Origin of the sequence: Paenibacillus sp. 481, from assembly GCF_021223605.1 — a bacterium.
GTDB lineage: Bacteria > Bacillota > Bacilli > Paenibacillales > Paenibacillaceae > Paenibacillus_B.
The window spans coordinates 1,382,744-1,402,917 of the sequence record NZ_CP075175.1 but is presented as its reverse complement, the minus strand read 5'-3'; the positions used below and the strand labels follow the sequence as shown (position 1 = coordinate 1,402,917).

The following is a 20,174-nucleotide window of genomic DNA, read 5'->3' as shown; positions in this document are numbered from 1 at the left end:
TAGGGAGGGATGATAGGCGTTGAGTCATCCACATGATAACGATCCGCAGAAACGTGAAGTCATCAATCGCCGAAACTTTTCGTTTCGGTTGAACTTATTTTTTTTCATAACTTTTCTTGTATTTACGGTACTCATTGTTCGTTTAGCTATTTTACAGTTCGTAGAAGGCCCTAAGTTGAAAGAGCAAGAGGCTAATTTGGCCTATCAGACTACAGCGATTCCACCGCATCGCGGTTCTATTATTGATGCTTCTGGCAAGCCGATCGCCTATTCGACTTCGACGCAATCTCTCTATTTCAACATCGAGAAGAAGTATCATAAAAATGAGAAAAATACAGCTGAGGCGAGAGAGCTCGCGAAGCAATTAGCTGAATTATTTAAAAAGTTTGGCGACCCAGCGCAAAAGCCGCTGACTGCCGAGGAAATTTTCAAGAAAATGGACTTGAACGGTGCGCACAGTTATACGTATGTGCCTCGATTACTCAAAACAGGCCTGACCAAGAAAGAAATTGCTTATTTCTTGGAGCATAAGCCGGAGTATCCAGGTGTCGAAATTGTAGAGGACAGTGTGCGTAACTACGATGAGAATTCGATCGCGGTCCAGCTCGTCGGCTATACGAAAAAATTTAGAGGCGTACGTACGACTGATAAATATTATGAAAGCCTTTATAAGAATCGGGCCGAGTTGCCTGAAGAGTTAAGGTATTTGGAGCATGAAACTGTCGGCTACGACGGAATCGAGCGTATGTACCAAGAGGAACTACGTGGTAAGAATGGCGTGAAAAAGTTCCCTGTCAACGTAGCGGGCAGCATTATCGGTGAAATGGAAATGACGAAGCCTGAACGAGGCCACAATGTGCATATGACGATGCATCGTGATATTCAGCTGCGTGCAGAAGAGGCGATGACGACGCATTTAAAGAAAATTCGTAACTCTTCGAATCGCTCTGAACGTGCGCCTTATGCGCGTACAGGATACGCGGTGGCGATGGAAGTCAAGACGGGCAATGTTGTTGCCATGGTAAGTAGTCCTGACTATGATCCGAAAGTATGGCGTAATGGTCAGATTAGTAGCGACGATTATGAAGATATTAAGTTCTATATGAACAATGGTGCCATTCGAGATGTGCCATCGCCTTATGAGGACAGCAAGGATCGCAACAGACATCCGGGCTCGTTAGTTCCGCTCGGTTCCACGGTCAAGCCATTATCGGTACTGATTGGCTTGCAAGAGAACTTGTTTGGCTTGAATGAATATTATTATGACCGTGGTTATGCGTCGATTGGTCGTACAGGTTACGAGAGACAAATTAAGAACTCCGGCGGAAAAGTGCATGGCTCGATTGAAGCAGCCGAAGCACTAAGAGTGTCCTCTAATGCCTTTATGATCGATATGATTGGTCAACGGCTATTAGGACGTCAAGCGAAAGATGGTCTGGAAATATGGGATCAATATATGGAAGCGTTTGGCTTAGGTGTGAGTACTGGCAGTGGATTGCCTGGCGAGCAAAAGGGTATCAAGGACTATATGGCTGAGGCGGAGAAAAATTCGAAGCAATCTGCACTTGCCTTTGCTTCGTTTGGTCAAGGTGCTAAGTATACAACGCTCCAGCTTGCGCAATTCACGACGACGTTAGCTACTCATGGCAAGCGATTGAAGCCGCAATTTGTAAGCAAAATTGTCGATGCGAATGGTAAAGCGGTTAAAGAGTTCACGCCGGAAGTGCTGGATGAAATCAAGATTGAGGAGCGCTATTGGAATAAGGTCGAGCAAGGGATGAAGAGTGTATCCCACGGCTTTGACGGCTTCAAGTATGATTATCTTCGTAAGACAGGTACGTCGGAGACTCCGGTTCCAGGAGGCGGCAAAGTGGACAACGCTGTATTTATCGCGTATGCGCCAGCGAAAGATCCGGTGCTGGCCGTGGCTATTGTTATTCCAGAGGGCGGCTTCGGTTCCTTCGGTGCTGCGCCGATCGCGCGTCAAATTTTTGACGCTTATGATGATGTGTACGGCTTGGACGGTGTGCCGAAGAAGCCAAAGACGGATCAGTCGGGTACTACAGGTACGACTGGCACTGGTACAGGAGCAAGCGGCAATGGCACGGGCACGAATGGTAATGCATCTGGGAACTCTACGGGGAACGGAACTGGAAGTACAACTGGTGGTGCAGCAGGATCAGGTGCCAATACGCGAGGCGGCACAGGCGAAAGCACAGGAAACACCACACGTCGCGGTGACTAATACGTATCTCAACATATAAGCTTAAACCACATAAAACTTTGTTGTATCAAGGCGGAACGGCACCAAGTCACGTGCATCTGCATACGATACAGCAAAGTTTTTCCTTTTTTTTACCGAAAAAGTTGCATCAATGAAACTTTTTTGTGTATTATAAACAAAGAGGATGTTAACCAACAGTCTTGTGTAAAGTAAAAATATAATATATTTAATCATAATTACATTTAATGGGAGAGTGTTGGGCATGAAGGGGAAACCGGTAAAGTGGAATTCGGCACTAAAGCGATTTATGATGACGATTTTATTTTTGAGTATGGTATTTGCATTAGCTGCCTGCGCGGACAGTAAGGCCGAAGGGGATAGCGGCGCTGATGGTAAGCTGAAAGTTACGGCTACGATCGGGATGATTGCTGACGTTGCCCAGAACATCGGCGGCGAGCATGTGGTCGTGGAGAGTTTGATGGGGCCGGGTGTAGACCCGCACTATTACAAAGCATCGCAGGGTGACATCAAGAAGCTGGATCAAGCAGATATTGTCTTTTATAACGGATTGCTGCTAGAAGGAAAAATGGTAGACGTATTTGAGAAGCTAAGTAGAAATAAGACGACAGTCGCGGTAGCTAAAGATGTACCTGTAGCGAAGTTGCTGGCTGATCCGGCAGCTGGCGTAGATTCCCATGATCCTCACATTTGGTTTAATGTGCAGCATTGGATGAAAGCGACGGAAGTGATTCGCGATACGCTCATCGAGAAGGATGCCAAAAATGCGGACGACTATAAGCGTAAAGCGGATGCGTATTTAAAGGAGTTACAAGAGCTTGATACGTACGCTCGCGAACAAATCGCGCTTATTCCAGACAAGAGTCGTGTACTTGTAACGGCTCATGATGCATTCGGTTATTTTGGGGATGCGTACGGCATTAAAGTAGTCGGGCTGCAAGGGATGAGTACAGCATCCGAGTATGGCAGCAAAGACGTATCGGAGCTGCGTAACTTTTTGGTAGACAACCAGATCAAAGCGGTATTTGTGGAAAGTAGCGTCTCGACGAAAGGAATTGAAGCAGTAATTGAAGGAGCTAAGCAAAAAGGACATGCCGTAAAAATCGGCGGTGAAATTTTTTCCGATGCGATGGGCCCAGCAGGAACGAAAGAGGGCACATATATCGGAATGGTTCGTCATAATGTGGATACGATAGTTAACGCTTTGAAATAAACACGACATCATACAACTTAAACGTATAGAGGAAGATGGAACGAACAGCAACGATATGTTGGCTGTTCGCTCCTATCGCAGGGAGGAGAAGGTCATATGACACAATATAATCATTCACAACAATCACAGTCTCCATTGCGTGTGCAAGGGTTGACCGTTGCTTATCAGAAAAAACCCGTATTGCGCAACGTTTCGTTTGAAATTCCCGAAGGAAAATTGATCGGTATTATCGGCCCCAATGGAGCGGGTAAATCGACCTTAATTAAATCGGTGTTAGGTCTGATCCCGAAAGTTAGCGGCGATGTCGAGATTTATGGCAAGCCTTATGCGGATACGCGCAAGCGAGTCGGCTATGTGCCGCAGCGTGAATCGGTCGATTGGGATTTCCCGACCAACGCGTTGGATGTCGTGATGATGGGACGTTACGGGCATCTCGGCTGGTTTAAGCGCCCTGGAGCAAAGGAGAAAGAGATTGCGATGGATTGCCTGTCCAAAGTTGGCATGGCTGACTTTGCACAGCGTCAAATTAGCCAATTGTCCGGTGGGCAGCAGCAGCGTGTCTTTCTTGCACGCGCGCTGGCGCAAAATGCGGATTTGTACTTTATGGATGAGCCCTTTGTCGGTGTTGATGCGATGACCGAGAAGGCGATTATCAACTTGTTGAATGAATTGAAGCAGCAAGGGAAGACGGTGCTCGTCGTCCATCACGATTTGGCAACCGTTAAGGAATATTTCGATTGGGTCATGCTCTTAAATGTCGATATGATCGACTACGGACCGACCGAGGACGTATTTACTACAGAGACGTTGCAGCAAACGTACGGGGGCCGCTTAACGGTAATCGGTCCACAGGATGGCGCTGTCATTGTAGGATCGAGGTGATAAGCAATGTTGGACTGGCTGATGAGTGTATTATTGGATCCGAACACGCAGTGGATCTTGATTGGTTGTACGCTGCTCGGGCTAATGAGTGGTATTGTGGGTAGTTTCGCCTATTTGCGTAAGCAAAGTCTCGTGGGCGATACGCTGGCGCACGCAGCTCTACCGGGCATTTGTATCGCGTTTATGCTTACAGGCGTGAAGTCGTTACCGCTCTTTTTTCTCGGAGCATTCCTTTCGGGGATGTTGGCAACAGCAAGTATGAGCGTGATCACGCGTTATACGCGGATTAAAGCAGATGCAGCGATGGGCATTATATTATCGGTCTTTTTTGGAGTTGGAATCGTATTATTAACGCAAATTCAACATTCGAGCAACGGAAACCAAAGTGGCTTGGATAAATTTTTGTTCGGGCAAGCAGCCTCGATGATGAAGAGCGATGTTTACATGATGATAGGTGTATCGCTGCTTATCGTGCTTGCTTCGATGCTCTTGTTCAAAGAGTTTAAGTTGCTTAGCTTTGATCCTGGCTTTGCGAGAGGGCTTGGCTTCCCAGTAGCTGTACTGGAACAATTGCTTATGTTGTTCACCGTTATTGCAGTCGTTGTCGGTATTCAGGCTGTCGGTATCGTACTGATGGCAGCGCTGCTCATCACACCTGCGGTGTCCGCACGTTATTGGACGGATAAGCTTGGTGTCATGGTAACGTTGAGCGGAATTTTTGGAGCGATCAGTGGGATTATCGGCACGCTCGTCAGTGCTACGGTAAGCAACTTGCCGACGGGTCCGGTTAGCGTGTTAGCGGCAACGTTTGTGTTTGTTGTATCAGTGCTGCTTGCACCGCGCCGCGGTCTACTGGCGCGTTGGCTGCACCGGATCAACAATGATCGGGCAATTATATTGGAGAACGAGCGTGTTCGTAACGCGGAGCAGCAGACGCATGTGCAGAAGGGGGCTTCGCTATGACAGACTTTTGGATTATACTTACTGGCGCGCTCGTGGCGATTACATGCGGTATTTTAGGCTGCTTCCTCGTGCTGCGCAAAATGTCTATGATCGGTGATGCGATTAGCCACTCGGTATTGCCAGGCATCGTGATTGCCTTTATGATGAGCGGAACACGTGACTCATTTGCGATGCTGCTAGGTGCTTCTGTACTCGGCTTAGTCACGGTGTTTCTGATCCAAATGTTTCAGAACAGCGGTGTGCAGGCAGATGCCTCGATCGGGGTCGTATTTACCGCCCTATTCGCAGTTGGCGTTGTGCTCGTCAGCTTGAATGCACGTCAAGTGGATTTGGACTTGGATTGTGTGTTGTTCGGAGAGATCGCTTATGTACATTGGAATACGATCAGTGTATTTGGCATCGATACAGTTCCAAAAGCGGTCTGGATACTAGGTGTAACCTTACTTGCTATCCTCCTGCTAGTAGGTCTATTTTATAAGCAATTTAAAATATGTGCGTTCGATCCTGCCATGGCGCTTGCATGTGGCATTCCGGTAGCGTTGTTCCATTACATGCTAATGGGTCTCGTCTCAATGACGACGGTTGCTTCCTTTGAAAGCGTAGGTGCAATTCTTGTAGTCGGTATGCTTATTGTGCCAGCAGCTACAGCCTATCTGCTGACAGAGCGCTTGTCTGTCATGATCGCGTACAGTGTCGCTATTGGCGTTGTGTGTGCGGTTGTCGGCTATTATGCAGCTGCATGGTTGGACGCTTCCATTGCAGGCATGATGGTCTCGGTGGCAGGCGTGTTGTTCGTGATTGCCCTTATTTTCTCGCCGTCACACGGCTTGTTAATGCGGGCGTTGAAACGTCGTCGGCTTGTGGATCAGACGGTATAATCGAACCGTGTTTGAGCATAGAAGGGTTTTGTTGTTGCTTTGGCAATGACAAAACCCTTTTTTAACTTTGTTGCGCTTAGGGCGTTATGATACAATGGCGTTATGCAAATTTGCTGTAAATCATGAAATGCATGCTCGTATGACAGCGAAAAGAATGGTGTGGTGACAAACATGAGTAAATATAAATTACTGGCTCTAGATATGGATGGAACCGTTCTCGATGACGACCACAATATTAGCAGCGAAACAGTAGCAGCGATTCAAGATGCACGAGCTGCGGGTGTGACGGTTATGTTCTCTACGGGACGAGCTCTTCAAAATGCGATGTCTTACATTGAGCAGCTCCAGTTGGATGCCCCTGTCGTTACGGTCAACGGTAGTGAGGTATGGAGAAATCCGCACGAACTGCATGTGCGTCACTTGCTAGAACGCGATGCGATGAAAAAGATGGTTCAACTATCTGAGACGTATGATTCTTGGTTCTGGGCGTATTCTACCGAGCGGTTGTATAATCGTGAAAATTGGAATGCGGACATTGATAGCGAACAATGGCTGAAGTTCGGTTATTTTACCGAAGATGAGCAAAAGCTTCAACATATTTTAACGGAACTACGTGCAATGGGTGGTTTGGAACTAACTAATTCTTCTTTGCAAAATATTGAGATTAACCCGCGTGGCATTAGCAAGGCTTCCGGCATTCGGTCGGTGTGTGAATTGCTAGGTCTTGATATGTCTCAAGTCGTTGCGGTTGGTGACAGTTTGAATGATCTGGCTGTTATTCAGCAAGCAGGACTCGGTGTAGCGATGGGAAATGCTCAAGATGAAGTAAAGGAAGCGGCTGATGTCGTCGTAAGTACAAACAATGAGCACGGCGTTGCCCAAGTCATTCGCCAACACATTTTAACATAAACAATTGAATAGGAGTGGGGTTTGAATGGAAATCCTCGGTTGGATTAGCGTTATCGCACTGTTTGTCGTAGGTATGGCAGGGGCTATTTACCCGATTTTACCTGGGGCATTAGCGATATACGCAGCCTTTTTTGCGTATGGATTTTTCTTCTCCTTTGAGCCATTCGGCTGGTTTTTCTGGACGATACAGACACTAATTGTCGCTGTGCTGTTCTTGGCCGATTATGCCGTTAGCGCTTGGGGTGTGAAACGGTTTGGCGGTTCAAAGGCATCTATAATAGGTAGTACGATCGGAGTTATCGTTGGACCGTTCGTCATTCCTGCCTTTGGTATCATTTTAGGGCCTTTGTTAGGTGCAATTATTGGAGAACTCATTATAGGCTCGGAAATGAATAGAGCACTTAAATCATCAGTTGGTGCTGTGGTGGGCTTGTTTACGAGTATCGTCGTTAAATTTATTTTACAGTTCGCCATGATTATTCTATTTATTTTGTGGGTGTTTGTATTTTAAACGAATAATTGTACTTGATGGTTTGGGCTAGCATAGGGAAAGAAGGGAAACGCTTGGCGAAGGATTCGTTTATAAAGGGGACGCTCATTATTGCCGCAGCAACATTAGTTGCGCGGGTGCTCGGTTTGTTTCAGCGTGTACCGCTAGAGCATATGCTTGGCTCGGTAGGTAACGCTGCGTTTGCGGCATCGCAAACGGTATATTTAGTCATACTTGCCATAGCAACGGCAGGTATTCCAAGTACGCTAAGTAAGATGGTATCTGAGCGCTATGCGCTTAATAAAGCAGCAGAAGCTGAGCGTGTATATTATGCTTCCCTGCTATTTGGATTAATTTCCGGCGTCGTGATGACGACGCTGCTTATTGTGCTCGCGCCAATGTACGCGAACCTGATTCAATTGCCGGAAGCAGCGCCTGCTATTCGCGCCTTGGCTCCGGCATTGTTATTGTTCCCTGTACTCGCCATGATGCGCGGATACACGCAAGGCCGCAACATGATGCAGGCGAGCGGTGTTTCGCAAATTGTAGAGCAAATTTTGCGTGTGTTTACGGCCATTGGCCTAGCTTATATTTTGATGCAGAGTGATGCATCCCAAGCGTGGACAGCGGCAGGGGCTTCATTTGGTGGCGTGTTGGGCAGCATCGGCGCATTTGCCGTTATGGTGTATTACTTGCGCAAGCTGCGTGCCGCAGACCGTATGGCTGGGCTACAGGCCCGTCGTGCAGGAGCGAAGCATCTGCCACTGAAGACCATTTTTAAATCGATATTTGCCATGTCGATTCCTATTGTTATCGCTTCGTTGGCTGTACCAGCAGTTAACTTTATCGATACATCGATTACGATTCCGCTGCTTTCACGCGAAATTGATGTCGAAACAGCGAAGCATATGTACGGTATTCTTGGACAGCGTGCACAGTCGATCGCAGGTATTCCGCCCATTTTGGCAATTGCACTAAGCACGTCGTTAATCCCGGTTATATCGGCAGCTTACGCCAAGCGGGACATGAACCATTTGCAGCGGCAGACGACGTTGGCCATGCGGATTTCCGTCTTGAGCGGCATGCCGATTGTACTTGCACTTGTAGTAGCCGCATATTCGATTAACGGCTTGCTGTTCAGTACGATAGACGGGTCAGCCATTATTGCGATGCTGACGCTGGGTACCATTTTCCAAATTACGATGATGACGTCTAGCTCGATCTTAATTGGTCTGGGCAAACCATACATCGCGATGATAAGCGTTACATTCGGAATTATTATTAAGCTCATTATGAGCTTTGTGCTCGTTAACTGGTTTGGCATTTATGGTATTATTGCTGGAACGATGGTCAGCTTCCTCATTATTACGTGGCTTAATCTGCGCGTGATGAAAAAGGTAGTGCCATTCGCTGTTCTTGGCACGCGCTGGATTGGCTTCTTGATGGCAGTCGTGCTAGCGGGTGCTGTTGGGTACAGCGTGGAGTGGCTCGGCGAACAAACGGTTGCCTTTATCCCGGCTAAGTTAGCTTACTTCTTAACGGCAGGTGTAGTTGGCGTTGTTGTGGTCGCGTTATTCATTGTTGGTCTTGTCTTGTTCCGCGTGGTGCGGCAGGACGAGCTTGGCTCGTACCCACGAATGGTGCAGAAGGCACTGCGTCCGTTAATGCGATTGCAGGGCAGCGTAGCTAGAGGCTAGAGGTTAATAAGTAAGATAGTATACGCAACAAAATGAATCAGTAGTTAGATCGATTAGAGTTGATTAGAATCGGTATTTAAAATAGCAACCTCTTTACATGAACGCGTGCAGCGAGCACGTGGTGTGAAGGGGTTGTTTTTTTGTGGTTTATATTTTGTATGCCACTTAATTGTGAAATAATTGCATCGCATCATATCACATTACGTCACGTAAAGTCACGCAACGTCACTTCATTTCATATTTATGTCCACTATATAAGGAATTGTAAGCTGATCTGTCTTTCAAATAGGAGACACCTTTTCTTGCGAACGATACGTATCTCTGTCTGTTCCAACTCCCACATCTAGTCTAAAATGCGTGATTTCATGCTGCATATGGTTATTTTGTATGGCAAGTTGGCCGCTGTCTGCTATATGGTGTGTGTCCACCTTTTAAAAGACATTATCGCCGTCTATCCATTGCTGATGGACTCGCTCATCTTGAGCTCCTACTATGCAACTGAATTGCAACTGCTTTCTTGTTAACTAATAGACAGAGTTGAATTTGCTGTGGAGTTTGATATGGAATCAAATGAGTAAGTTGATAGCAGGGGGCGATTGATTTGAAAGATATTTTAATAGCTAGTGCGGTGCGTACACCCATTGGTACGTTTCAGGGCGGGCTAAAAGATGTGACAGCAGCCCAATTAGGGGCAACGGTTATAAGAGAATCGGCACTGCGTGCAGGCGTGCCGATTACGTGTGCGGAACACGTCTGGATGGGGCAAGTATTGCAAGCCGGAGGGGGACAAAATCCGGCACGCCAAGCCGCTTTAACAGCAGGAGTGCCCGTACATGCTCCGGCGGCTAGCGTGAATTTGGTGTGCGGGTCAGGGCTGCAATCCGTTATCCTTGGCGGGCAAAGCATCCGCACCGCCGAAGCGAGCGTTGTTATTGCAGGTGGAATGGAGAGCATGTCGCAAGCACCTTATATGCTTACACAAGCGCGAGGTGGATATCGCTACGGCCATGGCGTGCTGCTGGATTCCGTGCAGCGAGATGGACTGACCTGTGCGCTACTTGAACAACCGATGGGCATCACGGCAGAACGCATTGTAACGCGATACGGCATTAGCCGCGAGGCGCAGGATCAGTTCGCCGCGCAAAGTCAGGCGCGGGCGGAGGCTGCTATTGCCGCCGGACGGTTTCAGGCGGAACTGGTCGCGGTTCGTGTGCCGGAGCGGAAAGGTGGCACACGCTTGGTGGAGCGCGACGAGCATCCGCGTGCTGGCACGACGGCCGAGTCGTTGGCCAAGCTTAAGCCCGCGTTTGTGCCGACAGGGTCTGTGACCGCAGGCAACTCGTCGGGCATTAACGATGGGGCTGCCGCGCTGATGCTATGCGCGCCTGAGCAGTTAGCTGCTTATGAAGCAGCGGCGCCACTAGGCCTCATCCGTGGCTGGGCGGTAGTCGGTTTGGAGCCAGAATGGATGGGACTTGGTCCAGTGCCTGCTATTCAGGCAGCGCTGAAGCGTGCAGGGTTGGCGCTTCAGCAAATGGATTTGTTTGAAATTAATGAAGCGTTTGCTGCGCAAGCCTTGGCTGTTATTCACGAGCTAGAGTTGGACGTCGAGCGCGTGAATGTAAACGGAGGTGCGATCGCACTCGGCCATCCGATTGGGGCGAGCGGTGCTCGTGTACTCGTGACGCTGTTACACGAATTGAAACGGCGCCAAGCTCGATACGGCGTAGCGGCACTGTGTGTGGGAGGAGGGCATGGCATTGCCGTTGTCGTCGAATCAGTCTAATTGCGCAGAGGATCACGGAAGAGCACACGGCACTCGGTTGAGCGTTCATTCGTTAGGTTCGACATGGTTTTCTCACCGCTGCCGCATATCGCAACATCGAACTGCCGTCGTGGACGGTGCTACTGGCGAGAGCTGGTCGTATGGTGAGTTAGGACAACGGGCGTCTCAACTTGCGCATTGGCTCGTTGAACAAGGCGTTCAACGAGGTGATCGGGTAGCGATGCTGGCGCCTAATCATTTTTCAGTGTTAGCGGTGCTGTTCGCTTGTGGACAGATTGGAGCGATCTTTGTACCGCTTAATTGGAGACTAAATGCACAGGAGTTAAATGAAATCGTGGTCGATTGCACACCTAGCTTACTGCTCGTTGAAGCGTGTGGAATGGAGCAAATTGTTCAGTTGGTTGAGACGTTGGTCTTGCCGTCAGGTCTCTGTCTTACGGCTGTTCCTGACTTAGCTGACTTAGATACGTCGGGAGATGCAGCTGAGGGAACTAAGCGAGAGTGGGTAATTGAGAGTGCTGAAGGGGCTAAACGGGCAGAAGCAATTGAGCGAAGTGAGGGAACTACGCGAGCAGGGGGGGCTGAGAGAACTGAAGCAACGCAGCGGGCAGAAGCAATTGAGCGAAGTAAGGGAACTACGCGAGCAGGGGTAGCTGAGAGAACTACGGCTACGAAGCGAGCGGAGGCAGTTGATAGTGCTGTAGCAACGAAGGAATCAGAAGCCGTTGAGGCCGCTAGGACAGCTGGCCTTGAACGCAATGACAATGAAGCGGCTGCAAACGATGAGCATGCTGAGCAACCATGGATCATGATTTACACAGGTGGCACGACAGGCAAAGCGAAGGGAGTCGTGCTCAGTCATCGCGCTGTCTTGTGCAATGCGACGAATACAATTGTGAGCTGGCAGTTATCGGAGCAGGATGTGACGGTAACGGTGCTGCCCATGTTCCATACGGGCGGATTAAATGCGCTGACCTTGCCGATTCTCGTCAGCGGTGGAACGGTTGTACTAGAGCGCTCTTTTGAGGCGGAGCGTACAGCCGAGCTGCTAGAGCGCATGGGTACGACCATCGTGCTTATGGTTCCGACGATGTATCATATGCTCGTGTCGTCTAACGCATTTGCGGCCGCATCGTATGCTAAGATGCGTACATTTTTATCTGGCGGTGCGCCATGCCCAGCCTCGGTGTATGAAGCCTTTGCGCAGAGGCAGCTATCCTTTAAAGAAGGCTATGGGGCAACCGAATCAGGGCCAAATAACTTTGTGATTGATCCGGTGATCGCCCAACAAAAAAGGGGCTCAATAGGTGTTCCTATGCTGTTTAACGAAGCTAGAATTATAAGTGGCGAGGGAGATAGCGTAGGTGATGTACAGGAGGCATATCAAGTTGGAGAGCTTGCTTTACGCGGCGGTCATCTGTTCAGTTATTACTGGAATAATGCTATAGAGACGAACAAGTCCGTTCGCAATGGCTGGTTTATGACAGGGGATTTGGCGCTGCGTGATGAAGAGGGATACTATTACATTGTTGGCCGACAAAAAGAGTTAATCATTACGGGCGGTGAAAATGTGTATCCGCTTGAAGTCGAGCGACTGCTGCTCCAGCATCCACATGTGCTGGAAGCTGCTGTTATCGGCTTAAACGATAATAAGTGGGGGGAAGTTGTAGCTGCCGTCATTGTCGCGACCAGAGATTCGGCGCTGACACCAGACCTTTTAGTCGAACATTGTTCCTTACAGATTGGCAAGTACAAAGTTCCGAAGCGCTACGTATTTGTGAATGAAATGCCGAAGACATCCGTTGGAAAGCTTGATAAACAGCAGATGCGTTCTTTATTTAAGAGGTAACAGATCGAACAGTGGTTAGTCTGCGGACGAGCTGCTGTTTTTTATTTGAAATATGAATGTAAGCCCTTCCAATTGTGATAAAATAACAGAAGGATAATGTTGGAAGGAAGGGCGCGGATGAATAAAGAGCACATACTTAAATTGAAAATGACACCGCCACCCGTAAAAAAACAATTGCTGCACCGCCCTCATTTGACCAAACGGCTTAATCAGCTTACGGGGACGCCCATTACATTGTTGACTTCGGGTCCAGGCTACGGAAAAACGACGGCGTTAGCCTCCTATGTACGTTCGTCAGATATGCAATGCGTCTGGTATGGCGTATCCGCACAGGACAACGATCTCCACCCCTTTTTACAACATTTAGTCTCTGCGCTGCGGCAAATCGTGCCCCAGTTCGGAGAAGCGCTATTGCTTGAACTGCGCAAAGGTGGCAGTGGTGCGATTGAAGACGATGCAGGAGCATTGGCTGAAATTTTCTTGAACGAGCTTATTCATCTGCCACAGCATACGTTGCTCATCATTGACGATTATCACCTCGTTGAGCACCATTTTGCAATTGATCGGTGGATGCAGACGGTCATTTCCTTTTTGCCGGAAGGAGACACGCTGCGACTCGTTCTTTCATCACGTCGCAGACCGAGTTGGGAGCAGCTGACGGTACTGCGATTGCGGGGGCATTTGCTGGAGCTTACCACAAATGATTTAGCATTTACGGAAGAAGAGATAGATGTTCTGTTCCATGATTATTATCAATATCCGTTGTCTAAGGAACGGATCCGTCTTATTTATACCAAAACGGAAGGCTGGATTATTGCGATACAGCTCATTTGGCAGCAGTTGCTGAATGCTAAAGGGCAGCTAGAACTTGAGCAAATATTGAATGCGCCTCGGGAGTCGATGCATGACTTGTTTCAATTTTTAGCGTTGGAGCTGTTTCAGAAGCAAATGTCGTTGATGCGTACTTTTATGTTAGAAACGAGCATTTTGGATGAGCTTACAGGCGAATGGTGCGACGCCATTGGGGGACGAAAAGGGTCTTACGAGCTGCTTGTGCAGCTGTGTGGGGATGGATTTTTGACCGCGATTGGCGAGGATCAATTCAGATACCACGCGTTGTTCCGCGAGTTTCTGCGTGATCAGTTACGGCGGCAGCCTGAGCGGCATGCCGCGCTGCATCGACAAGCGATGCATGTGTTCGTAGGCCGAGGACGATATGACATGGCTTTATCGCATGCGCTTGAGCTGGCAGATGTAGACGAGACCGCACAACTGTTGCAGCAAGTAGGGGTGGAGCTGATCAGAGGTGGTCATCTGGAGCTTGTCCATAATGGCTTGCGGCACGTGCCGGAGCGGGTGCAGACACGATATCCCTTTTTACGGGTGCTGATGGGTGATATTTATCGTTATCGCTGCCAATATGACACGGCCGAGGAACATTACCGCTTGGCGGAACAAGAGGCATCCTTAATGGGGGACATGCGTGGACGGCTTGCGGCCCTAGAAGGTCAGGCGATGCTATTCCTTGACACGATTCAGCCTGGCAAAGCAGGGCCGCTGCTCGAAGAGGCGGTATCGCTTGCCTCATCGCTGCCAGAAGGGGTGGCGGTTGGAAGGAGCGGTCAGCCGTTTGAACGTCCCTTGCAAGTTAAGCGACAAGTGCCGTGTGAACGACAGGAGCAATTGGCAAGGCTGAACGGGCTAATGGCTGAAAATATGTTGAATGCAGGTCGTGGCACTGAAGCGCAGGCATGGTATGAGCGCAGTCTGCAGCTGCTGCCTCATCGAAATGATCTTATTTTTGAAGCGAGATTATGCTTGCGTACAGGCAAGTTGCGCGAAGCCAAAGCACGACTAGAGCGCGCGCAACAATTAGAGGCAGAGGCAGGGGAGCTTTATCGGAGCGCGAGCTTTCATGGCAAAACATTGTCGCGCTCGCATCGCGAAGTTGATTTGCTGCTGTCGCTTATTCATAGCCTAGCAGGCCAGCCTGAACAAGCGAAGGAGCAGGCAGAGAAAGCGATGATGCATGGCATCCGCCTGCGTGCTCCTTTTGTGGAAGCTTGTGGTTGGATGCGCATGGGGCATGCGGCTCCATTAATGGGCGTGTACGAATTGAATGTGGCTTCCGAGTGCTATCAAGCAGCGTCCACGATTATGGATCGGCTCGACGTCAGACGCGGCAGTGCTGAACCGTTGATGGGACTATGTTTATTGTACGGCCGTGCTCGTTCAACGGAAACGGCTTTGCGATATGGACAACGAGGTCTGGATGAGGCAGAGCAGGCACAAGACGGATGGCTAGCGGGGCTTATCAGCTTAAGTATAGGGATCGCGCTGTTTTACGGTGATCGGTTAGCAGAAGCGGAGCGGCAGTTCCGTGAATGTGTGGATCGATTTGAAGTGTGTGGCGACCATTATGGAACGACGGTGTCGCTTATGTGGCTGGCGATTGTCACTTACCGCATGGAGGAGGAACCAGCGTTTGCGCTCGTGATGGAGCGATTTTTGGCGCAGGCCGATCAACGAGGCTACCGCTTTTTGTTCGTACAGCGAACGATGTTCGGACCTGCTGATACGCAGCAGTTGATTCCGCTGCTCATAGAAGCTGTTAAGCAAAATATTCAAGCAGGGTACGCTTCCTCACTGCTAAGTGAATGGGGACTTGATCGGCTTGGATACCATCCAGGGTACACTTTGCGCATCGAAACGCTAGGACTATTTCGAGTCCGACTAGGCGATCTACAGTTAGAGGATAAGGATTGGCAGCGTGGGAAGGCGAAGGAGCTGTTTCAACTGCTCGTTACGAAGCGACATCAACCGCTCACTAAAGAAGAGTTGCTTATTCTGTTGTTCCCCCACGCGCCAGAAAAGGCGGCCAACCGTGACTTTAAGGTGGCGCTTAACGCGCTCCAGACGGCATTGGAACCGCATCGCCGCGCACGAGCGCAGTCTTATTTTATCGTGCGGCAAGGATCTGCCTACCAGCTTAACGAAGCTGCGGGGTGGGTACTTGATACGGTTCAATTCGAACGTGACGTACGTAAGGGACTAGAAGCAGAGAGCTTGAGCGCTGCTGTCCAAGCGCTAGAGCAAGGGCTAATGTTATATCGTGGCGATTATATGCCCGACCGCCGCTATGAAGATTGGTGCATCGAGGAGCGCGAGCGACTGCAAGTGCTGTATATGCGGGGAGCGGAGCGGTTAGCCCAGTGCTACACCGAGATGAAGGCCTACGATAAAGCGATTGGCTGGGCAGAACAGATGCTGGCGAAAGATCGTTGCTGGGAAGAGGCGTATCGCCTGCTGATCCAATGCCATTTTCAAAAAAACAATCGAAATCAAGCTGTGAAATGGTATCACAAATGCCAAAAAGTATTGTTGGAGGAGCTAGGTGTGCAGCCGATGCCGGCCATTTTAGATTTAGTGACCCTCCATATTGACCTAGATTGTTAGGCACTGTAGGTACTTTGTTTCTGTGCAACTGATTTGTAACCGATCCCCCTTATGATGAGCTAGAACGGAGTCATAAGGGGGTTTTTGTGATGGAACAACAACGGCGAATGAGGAACAGAGCCATGCTGCTCTTGCTCGGACTAATGGTATTGTTCGTATCTGCATGCGGAACGGGTGGGTCAGGCGGATCAAGTGGTGCAGACAATGGTGGAACGAAGACGGAAGCGGGTCAAAATGGAACGGCAGGATCAACGGGGGCAGCCCCATTGCGCATTGGCGTACTCGCTTCTTTGACGGGGGCTTTGGAGAGTTATGGCAAGCAGACCGTGCAAGGATTCGAACTAGGCCTTGACTATGCTACAGGCGGAACGAAGACGGTCGCGGGCCGCAAGGTCGAATTTATTGTGGAAGATACAGAGACAAAGCCGGATGTTGCGGTGAAAAAGGCGACCAAGCTACTCGAAACTGATAAAGTTGATTTCTTGGTTGGAGCTTCTAGTTCGGGGGATACGTTAGCGGTACTGCCTTTGGCCGAAGAGTATGAAAAAATTATGATCGTTGAGCCAGCAGTAGCCGACAGCATTACGGGTGAACTGTGGAACAAATACGTATTCCGCACGGCGCGCAATTCATCGCAGGATGCGGTTGCCGGAGCGGCGGCCATTGCCAAGCAAGGTGTGAAAATTGCAACGTTTGCGCCAGATGGTGCTTTTGGACGTGACGGCGTCGCTGCTTTTAAGGATGCGGCTGTCAAGCTGGGCGCGGACATTGTGGCTGAACAGTATGCAGATGCGACATCGACCGATTTTACGGCTCATATTCAAAAAATAGTAAGTGCGAAGCCGGACTATTTATTCGTCGTCTGGGCAGGTGCAAATACACCTTGGAAGCAGTTGGAGGATATGAAGGTGCGAGACCAAGGTATCAAAATTTCGACCGGCGCACCTGATATTGCCGCGCTGCGAACGATGAAAGAGCTGAATGGAATGGAAGGCTTCTCGGTTTACTATCATTCGCTGCCAGCGAATGACGTGAATAGTTGGCTCGTAGCTGAGCACAAAAAACGTTTTAACGGCGAAGTGCCGGATCTGTTTACGCCAGGCGGCATGTCAGCTGCGATCGCGATCGTAGAAGCGATCAAAAAGACGAACGGCGCTACCGATGTAGAGCAGCTTATTACGACGATGGAGGGAATGTCGTTCGACACGCCAAAAGGAAAAATGACGTTCCGGCCAGAGGACCATCAAGCGTTGCAGACGTTGTACGCGGTGAAGCTAGAAAGTCGACCGGAATTCGACTATCCGGTTCCGATATTCGTACGCGAGCTGACACCAGAGGAGACGGCACCGCCTGTGCGGAATCAGCGTTAGGAGGTTGAACACGGATGACCACAATGAAGCATGGATCGGAACCTAAAGGGGAGACGATTTTGGAGACGAGTCAATTGACGGTTGCGTTTGGCGGACATACGGCCGTCAATCAGGTCAATTTGCACGTAGCGAAGCGACAATTTAAATCGATTATCGGCCCAAATGGAGCCGGCAAGACGACGTTATTCAACTTGCTAAGCGGTCAAATTCAACCGAGCGCAGGCACGGTTCGATTCAAGGGAACGGATGTGACGTCGTTCCCACCTTTTAAACGGACCCGACTTGGGATGGGAAGATCGTTTCAGATTACGAACGTATTTCCCCAATTGTCGGTGCTCGAAAATGTGCGACTAGCTGTCCAATCGCAAGCAGGCGTGCGTTTTAATTGGTATTCTTCGGCGCGTAAATATCGCCACTTTGAGGAGGTTGCGGTGCAACTGCTGGAGCTTGTGCTGTTGCAGGGGCGCGAACTGACGACTGCGGCACATTTAGCGCATGGGGAGAAGCGCAAGCTGGAGATGGCGATGCTGCTTGCCTTGCAGTCCGACTTACTGCTGCTGGACGAACCGACTGCCGGCATTTCGGTGGAAGAAGTGCCAGCCATCTTAGAAGTGATTCGCCGGATTAAGCAGGAAGGCGACCGAACGATTTTGCTTATTGAGCACAAAATGGACATGGTGCTCGATCTGTCGGATACGATCGCCGTCTTGTTCAATGGACAACTGATCGCGGACGGGCAACCTGATGACATTATGAAAAATGAGACCGTGCAAGCGGCTTATTTAGGAGGGCTGTACGATGTCGGCACTGCTGCAAGTGGAAGCCATTGAGACACATATCGGTCAGTATCACATTTTACAAGGCGTCACTTTTGAGGTGCAAACGGGCCATATTACAGTGTTGTTAGGCAGAAACGGTGCTGGTAAGACGACAACGCTGCGCTCGATTATGGGGCTGTCTCCGGTGACAACAGGCACGATTACGTTAAGTGGCGAAAGATTGGAAGCGCTACCAACTCATCTTGTTGCGCGAAAAGGGATCGGTTACGTACCGGAGGATCAAGGGGTTTTTTATGATTTAACGGTAAGTGAGACGCTACGTGTTGCGATGCGTTCCCAAGATGAGGCTTCACAGGAGCGGCTGGAATGGGCGCTTGAATTATTTCCGGATTTATCTAAACTGTGGAACCGGAAAAGTGGTCTGCTAAGTGGTGGCCAGAAGCAGATGTTGGCTATTGTCAGGGCCTATGTAAACGACAATCGGCTGCTACTGATCGACGAGCCAAGTAAAGGCTTAGCTCCGATCATGGTCGAGAAGCTGATGGAAGCGCTGATGCAGATGAAGGAAAAGACGACCGTACTGCTCGTGGAGCAGAACTTTATGATGGCCAGTCAAATTGGCGAGCGCTATTACATGATGGATGAGGGGCGTGTCGTGCGCGGCGGCTCGATGGTGGAGCTGCGGGACGATGAGGAGGCACGGCGTAAATATCTAGGTATTGCTTAATTGCTTAGTGCTTAAGTTGAACAACTAATGAGGCGGAAGTGTTGAGAGGGGGAGTGCAGTTGAACAGTATCGTCAATTTATTCGTAAACGGATTGGCGACAGGCATGCTTATCTTTTTGCTCGCATCCGGTTTAACACTTATTTTTGGCTTAATGAGCGTGCTTAACTTTGCACATGGTGGTCTGTTCGCGTGGGGGGCTTACAGCGGAGTGTGGCTGTACGCTGCGACAGGATCGTTCATCGTGGCAATCGTTGGAGCGGTATTAACAGGGGTATTGCTCGGATTTGTGATGGAGCGGCTCGTTATTCGGCCCGTATACAACAATCATATTTCGCAAATTTTAGTCACTTTAGGGGTCATGCTCGTCTTAAGTGAGTCTTTAAAAGTCGTATTCGGCCCCAATCCGCTCAAAGCCGATACTCCACCGCTGTTGAGCGGAAGTTGGGAGCTGGGTGGGATCATTTTTATTAAGTATCGCTTATTCATTATCGTAGCTGGCTTGTTCGTATTCGCGTGCTTACTATTCGTGCTTAAGCGGACGAAGCTTGGACTCATCGTTCGGGCAGGGGTCATGAATCCGGAGATGGTGCAGGCGTTAGGCATTAATATTCGCTTCGTATTTACAGTCGTATTTATGGCGGGCGCAGGTTTGGCTGCTTTTGGTGGAGCATTATTGGCTCCGTATTCGGGTGTTATTTTTGCAGAGATGGGTATGCAGTTTGCAATCTTGGCGTTTATTGTGGTCGTCATCGGGGGCATGGGCAGCGTTCAAGGCTCGCTGTTCGCGGCTGTGCTTGTCGGCTTGGCGGGGGCGTTTATGTCTTACTATGTGCCCGATTTGTCGCTGGCGGTTAATATGCTACTTATGGTTCTCGTATTGTTAATCAAGCCGTCGGGGCTATTCGGGGCGAGGGGGTAAATCGACATGGGAT

The 20,174-nt window shown here is 49.5% G+C and carries 16 protein-coding genes; all 16 read left to right on the top strand.

Annotated elements, in window-relative coordinates:
- Positions 1-19: 19 nt before the first annotated feature.
- Positions 20-2,245, top strand: coding sequence for a peptidoglycan D,D-transpeptidase FtsI family protein (locus KIK04_RS05975; protein ID WP_232277384.1), 2,226 nt, complete (start codon positions 20-22; stop codon positions 2,243-2,245).
- A gap of 241 nt (positions 2,246-2,486) precedes the next feature.
- Positions 2,487-3,455 carry a metal ABC transporter solute-binding protein, Zn/Mn family gene (locus KIK04_RS05970; RefSeq protein WP_232277383.1) on the top strand — a complete coding sequence of 323 codons (969 nt, stop codon included), beginning with the start codon at positions 2,487-2,489 and terminating at the stop codon, positions 3,453-3,455.
- Positions 3,456-3,551: 96 nt separating this feature from the next.
- On the top strand, positions 3,552-4,337 hold the full coding sequence (locus tag KIK04_RS05965; protein WP_232277382.1) for a metal ABC transporter ATP-binding protein: 786 nt from the start codon (positions 3,552-3,554) through the stop codon (positions 4,335-4,337).
- Between the two features lie 6 nt (positions 4,338-4,343).
- A complete protein-coding gene (locus tag KIK04_RS05960) occupies positions 4,344-5,300 on the top strand; it encodes a metal ABC transporter permease (RefSeq protein WP_232277381.1) in 957 nt (318 codons plus the stop codon).
- Positions 5,297-6,178 (top strand): metal ABC transporter permease, encoded by an 882-nt coding sequence (locus KIK04_RS05955; RefSeq protein WP_232277380.1) that lies wholly within the window; start codon positions 5,297-5,299, stop codon positions 6,176-6,178. Before KIK04_RS05960 ends, KIK04_RS05955 begins: the two co-directional genes overlap by 4 nt.
- A gap of 171 nt (positions 6,179-6,349) precedes the next feature.
- Complete coding sequence (locus tag KIK04_RS05950; protein ID WP_232277379.1) at positions 6,350-7,087, top strand: Cof-type HAD-IIB family hydrolase; 738 nt, start codon at positions 6,350-6,352, stop codon at positions 7,085-7,087.
- A gap of 25 nt (positions 7,088-7,112) precedes the next feature.
- Complete coding sequence (locus KIK04_RS05945) at positions 7,113-7,598, top strand: DUF456 domain-containing protein (protein ID WP_232277378.1); 486 nt, start codon at positions 7,113-7,115, stop codon at positions 7,596-7,598.
- Positions 7,599-7,615: 17 nt separating this feature from the next.
- Positions 7,616-9,274 (top strand): putative polysaccharide biosynthesis protein, encoded by a 1,659-nt coding sequence (locus KIK04_RS05940; RefSeq protein WP_232277377.1) that lies wholly within the window; start codon positions 7,616-7,618, stop codon positions 9,272-9,274.
- 353 nt (positions 9,275-9,627) lie between these two features.
- Positions 9,628-9,798 (top strand): hypothetical protein, encoded by a 171-nt coding sequence (locus KIK04_RS05935; RefSeq protein WP_232277376.1) that lies wholly within the window; start codon positions 9,628-9,630, stop codon positions 9,796-9,798.
- Positions 9,799-9,875: 77 nt separating this feature from the next.
- A complete protein-coding gene (locus tag KIK04_RS05930; RefSeq protein ID WP_232277375.1) occupies positions 9,876-11,060 on the top strand; it encodes an acetyl-CoA C-acetyltransferase in 1,185 nt (394 codons plus the stop codon).
- A complete protein-coding gene (locus KIK04_RS05925; protein ID WP_232277374.1) occupies positions 11,029-12,909 on the top strand; it encodes an AMP-binding protein in 1,881 nt (626 codons plus the stop codon). The genes KIK04_RS05930 and KIK04_RS05925 overlap by 32 nt, the downstream gene beginning before the upstream one ends.
- Positions 12,910-13,026: 117 nt before the next feature.
- Positions 13,027-16,365: an ATP-binding protein gene (locus KIK04_RS05920; RefSeq protein WP_232277373.1), complete on the top strand. Its 3,339-nt coding sequence runs from the start codon at positions 13,027-13,029 to the stop codon at positions 16,363-16,365.
- An 89-nt stretch (positions 16,366-16,454) separates the two neighbouring features.
- A complete protein-coding gene (locus KIK04_RS05915; RefSeq protein WP_232277372.1) occupies positions 16,455-17,735 on the top strand; it encodes a substrate-binding domain-containing protein in 1,281 nt (426 codons plus the stop codon).
- 14 nt (positions 17,736-17,749) lie between these two features.
- Positions 17,750-18,565 carry an ABC transporter ATP-binding protein gene (locus KIK04_RS05910; protein ID WP_232277371.1) on the top strand — a complete coding sequence of 272 codons (816 nt, stop codon included), beginning with the start codon at positions 17,750-17,752 and terminating at the stop codon, positions 18,563-18,565.
- Complete coding sequence (locus tag KIK04_RS05905) at positions 18,534-19,241, top strand: ABC transporter ATP-binding protein (RefSeq protein WP_232277370.1); 708 nt, start codon at positions 18,534-18,536, stop codon at positions 19,239-19,241. The genes KIK04_RS05910 and KIK04_RS05905 overlap by 32 nt, the downstream gene beginning before the upstream one ends.
- 59 nt (positions 19,242-19,300) lie before the next feature.
- On the top strand, positions 19,301-20,161 hold the full coding sequence (locus tag KIK04_RS05900; RefSeq protein WP_232277369.1) for a branched-chain amino acid ABC transporter permease: 861 nt from the start codon (positions 19,301-19,303) through the stop codon (positions 20,159-20,161).
- Positions 20,162-20,174: the final 13 nt, after the last annotated feature.

Coding starts and splice junctions, on each gene's coding strand:
- KIK04_RS05970 (WP_232277383.1), top strand. CDS start 2,487: ATGAAGGGGAAACCGGTAAAGTGGAATTCGGCACTAAAGCGATTTATG.
- KIK04_RS05965 (WP_232277382.1), top strand. CDS start 3,552: ATGACACAATATAATCATTCACAACAATCACAGTCTCCATTGCGTGTG.
- KIK04_RS05960 (WP_232277381.1), top strand. CDS start 4,344: ATGTTGGACTGGCTGATGAGTGTATTATTGGATCCGAACACGCAGTGG.
- KIK04_RS05955 (WP_232277380.1), top strand. CDS start 5,297: ATGACAGACTTTTGGATTATACTTACTGGCGCGCTCGTGGCGATTACA.
- KIK04_RS05950 (WP_232277379.1), top strand. CDS start 6,350: ATGAGTAAATATAAATTACTGGCTCTAGATATGGATGGAACCGTTCTC.
- KIK04_RS05945 (WP_232277378.1), top strand. CDS start 7,113: ATGGAAATCCTCGGTTGGATTAGCGTTATCGCACTGTTTGTCGTAGGT.
- KIK04_RS05940 (WP_232277377.1), top strand. CDS start 7,616: ATGGTTTGGGCTAGCATAGGGAAAGAAGGGAAACGCTTGGCGAAGGAT.
- KIK04_RS05935 (WP_232277376.1), top strand. CDS start 9,628: ATGCGTGATTTCATGCTGCATATGGTTATTTTGTATGGCAAGTTGGCC.
- KIK04_RS05925 (WP_232277374.1), top strand. CDS start 11,029: ATGGCATTGCCGTTGTCGTCGAATCAGTCTAATTGCGCAGAGGATCAC.
- KIK04_RS05920 (WP_232277373.1), top strand. CDS start 13,027: ATGAATAAAGAGCACATACTTAAATTGAAAATGACACCGCCACCCGTA.
- KIK04_RS05915 (WP_232277372.1), top strand. CDS start 16,455: ATGGAACAACAACGGCGAATGAGGAACAGAGCCATGCTGCTCTTGCTC.
- KIK04_RS05910 (WP_232277371.1), top strand. CDS start 17,750: ATGACCACAATGAAGCATGGATCGGAACCTAAAGGGGAGACGATTTTG.
- KIK04_RS05905 (WP_232277370.1), top strand. CDS start 18,534: ATGTCGGCACTGCTGCAAGTGGAAGCCATTGAGACACATATCGGTCAG.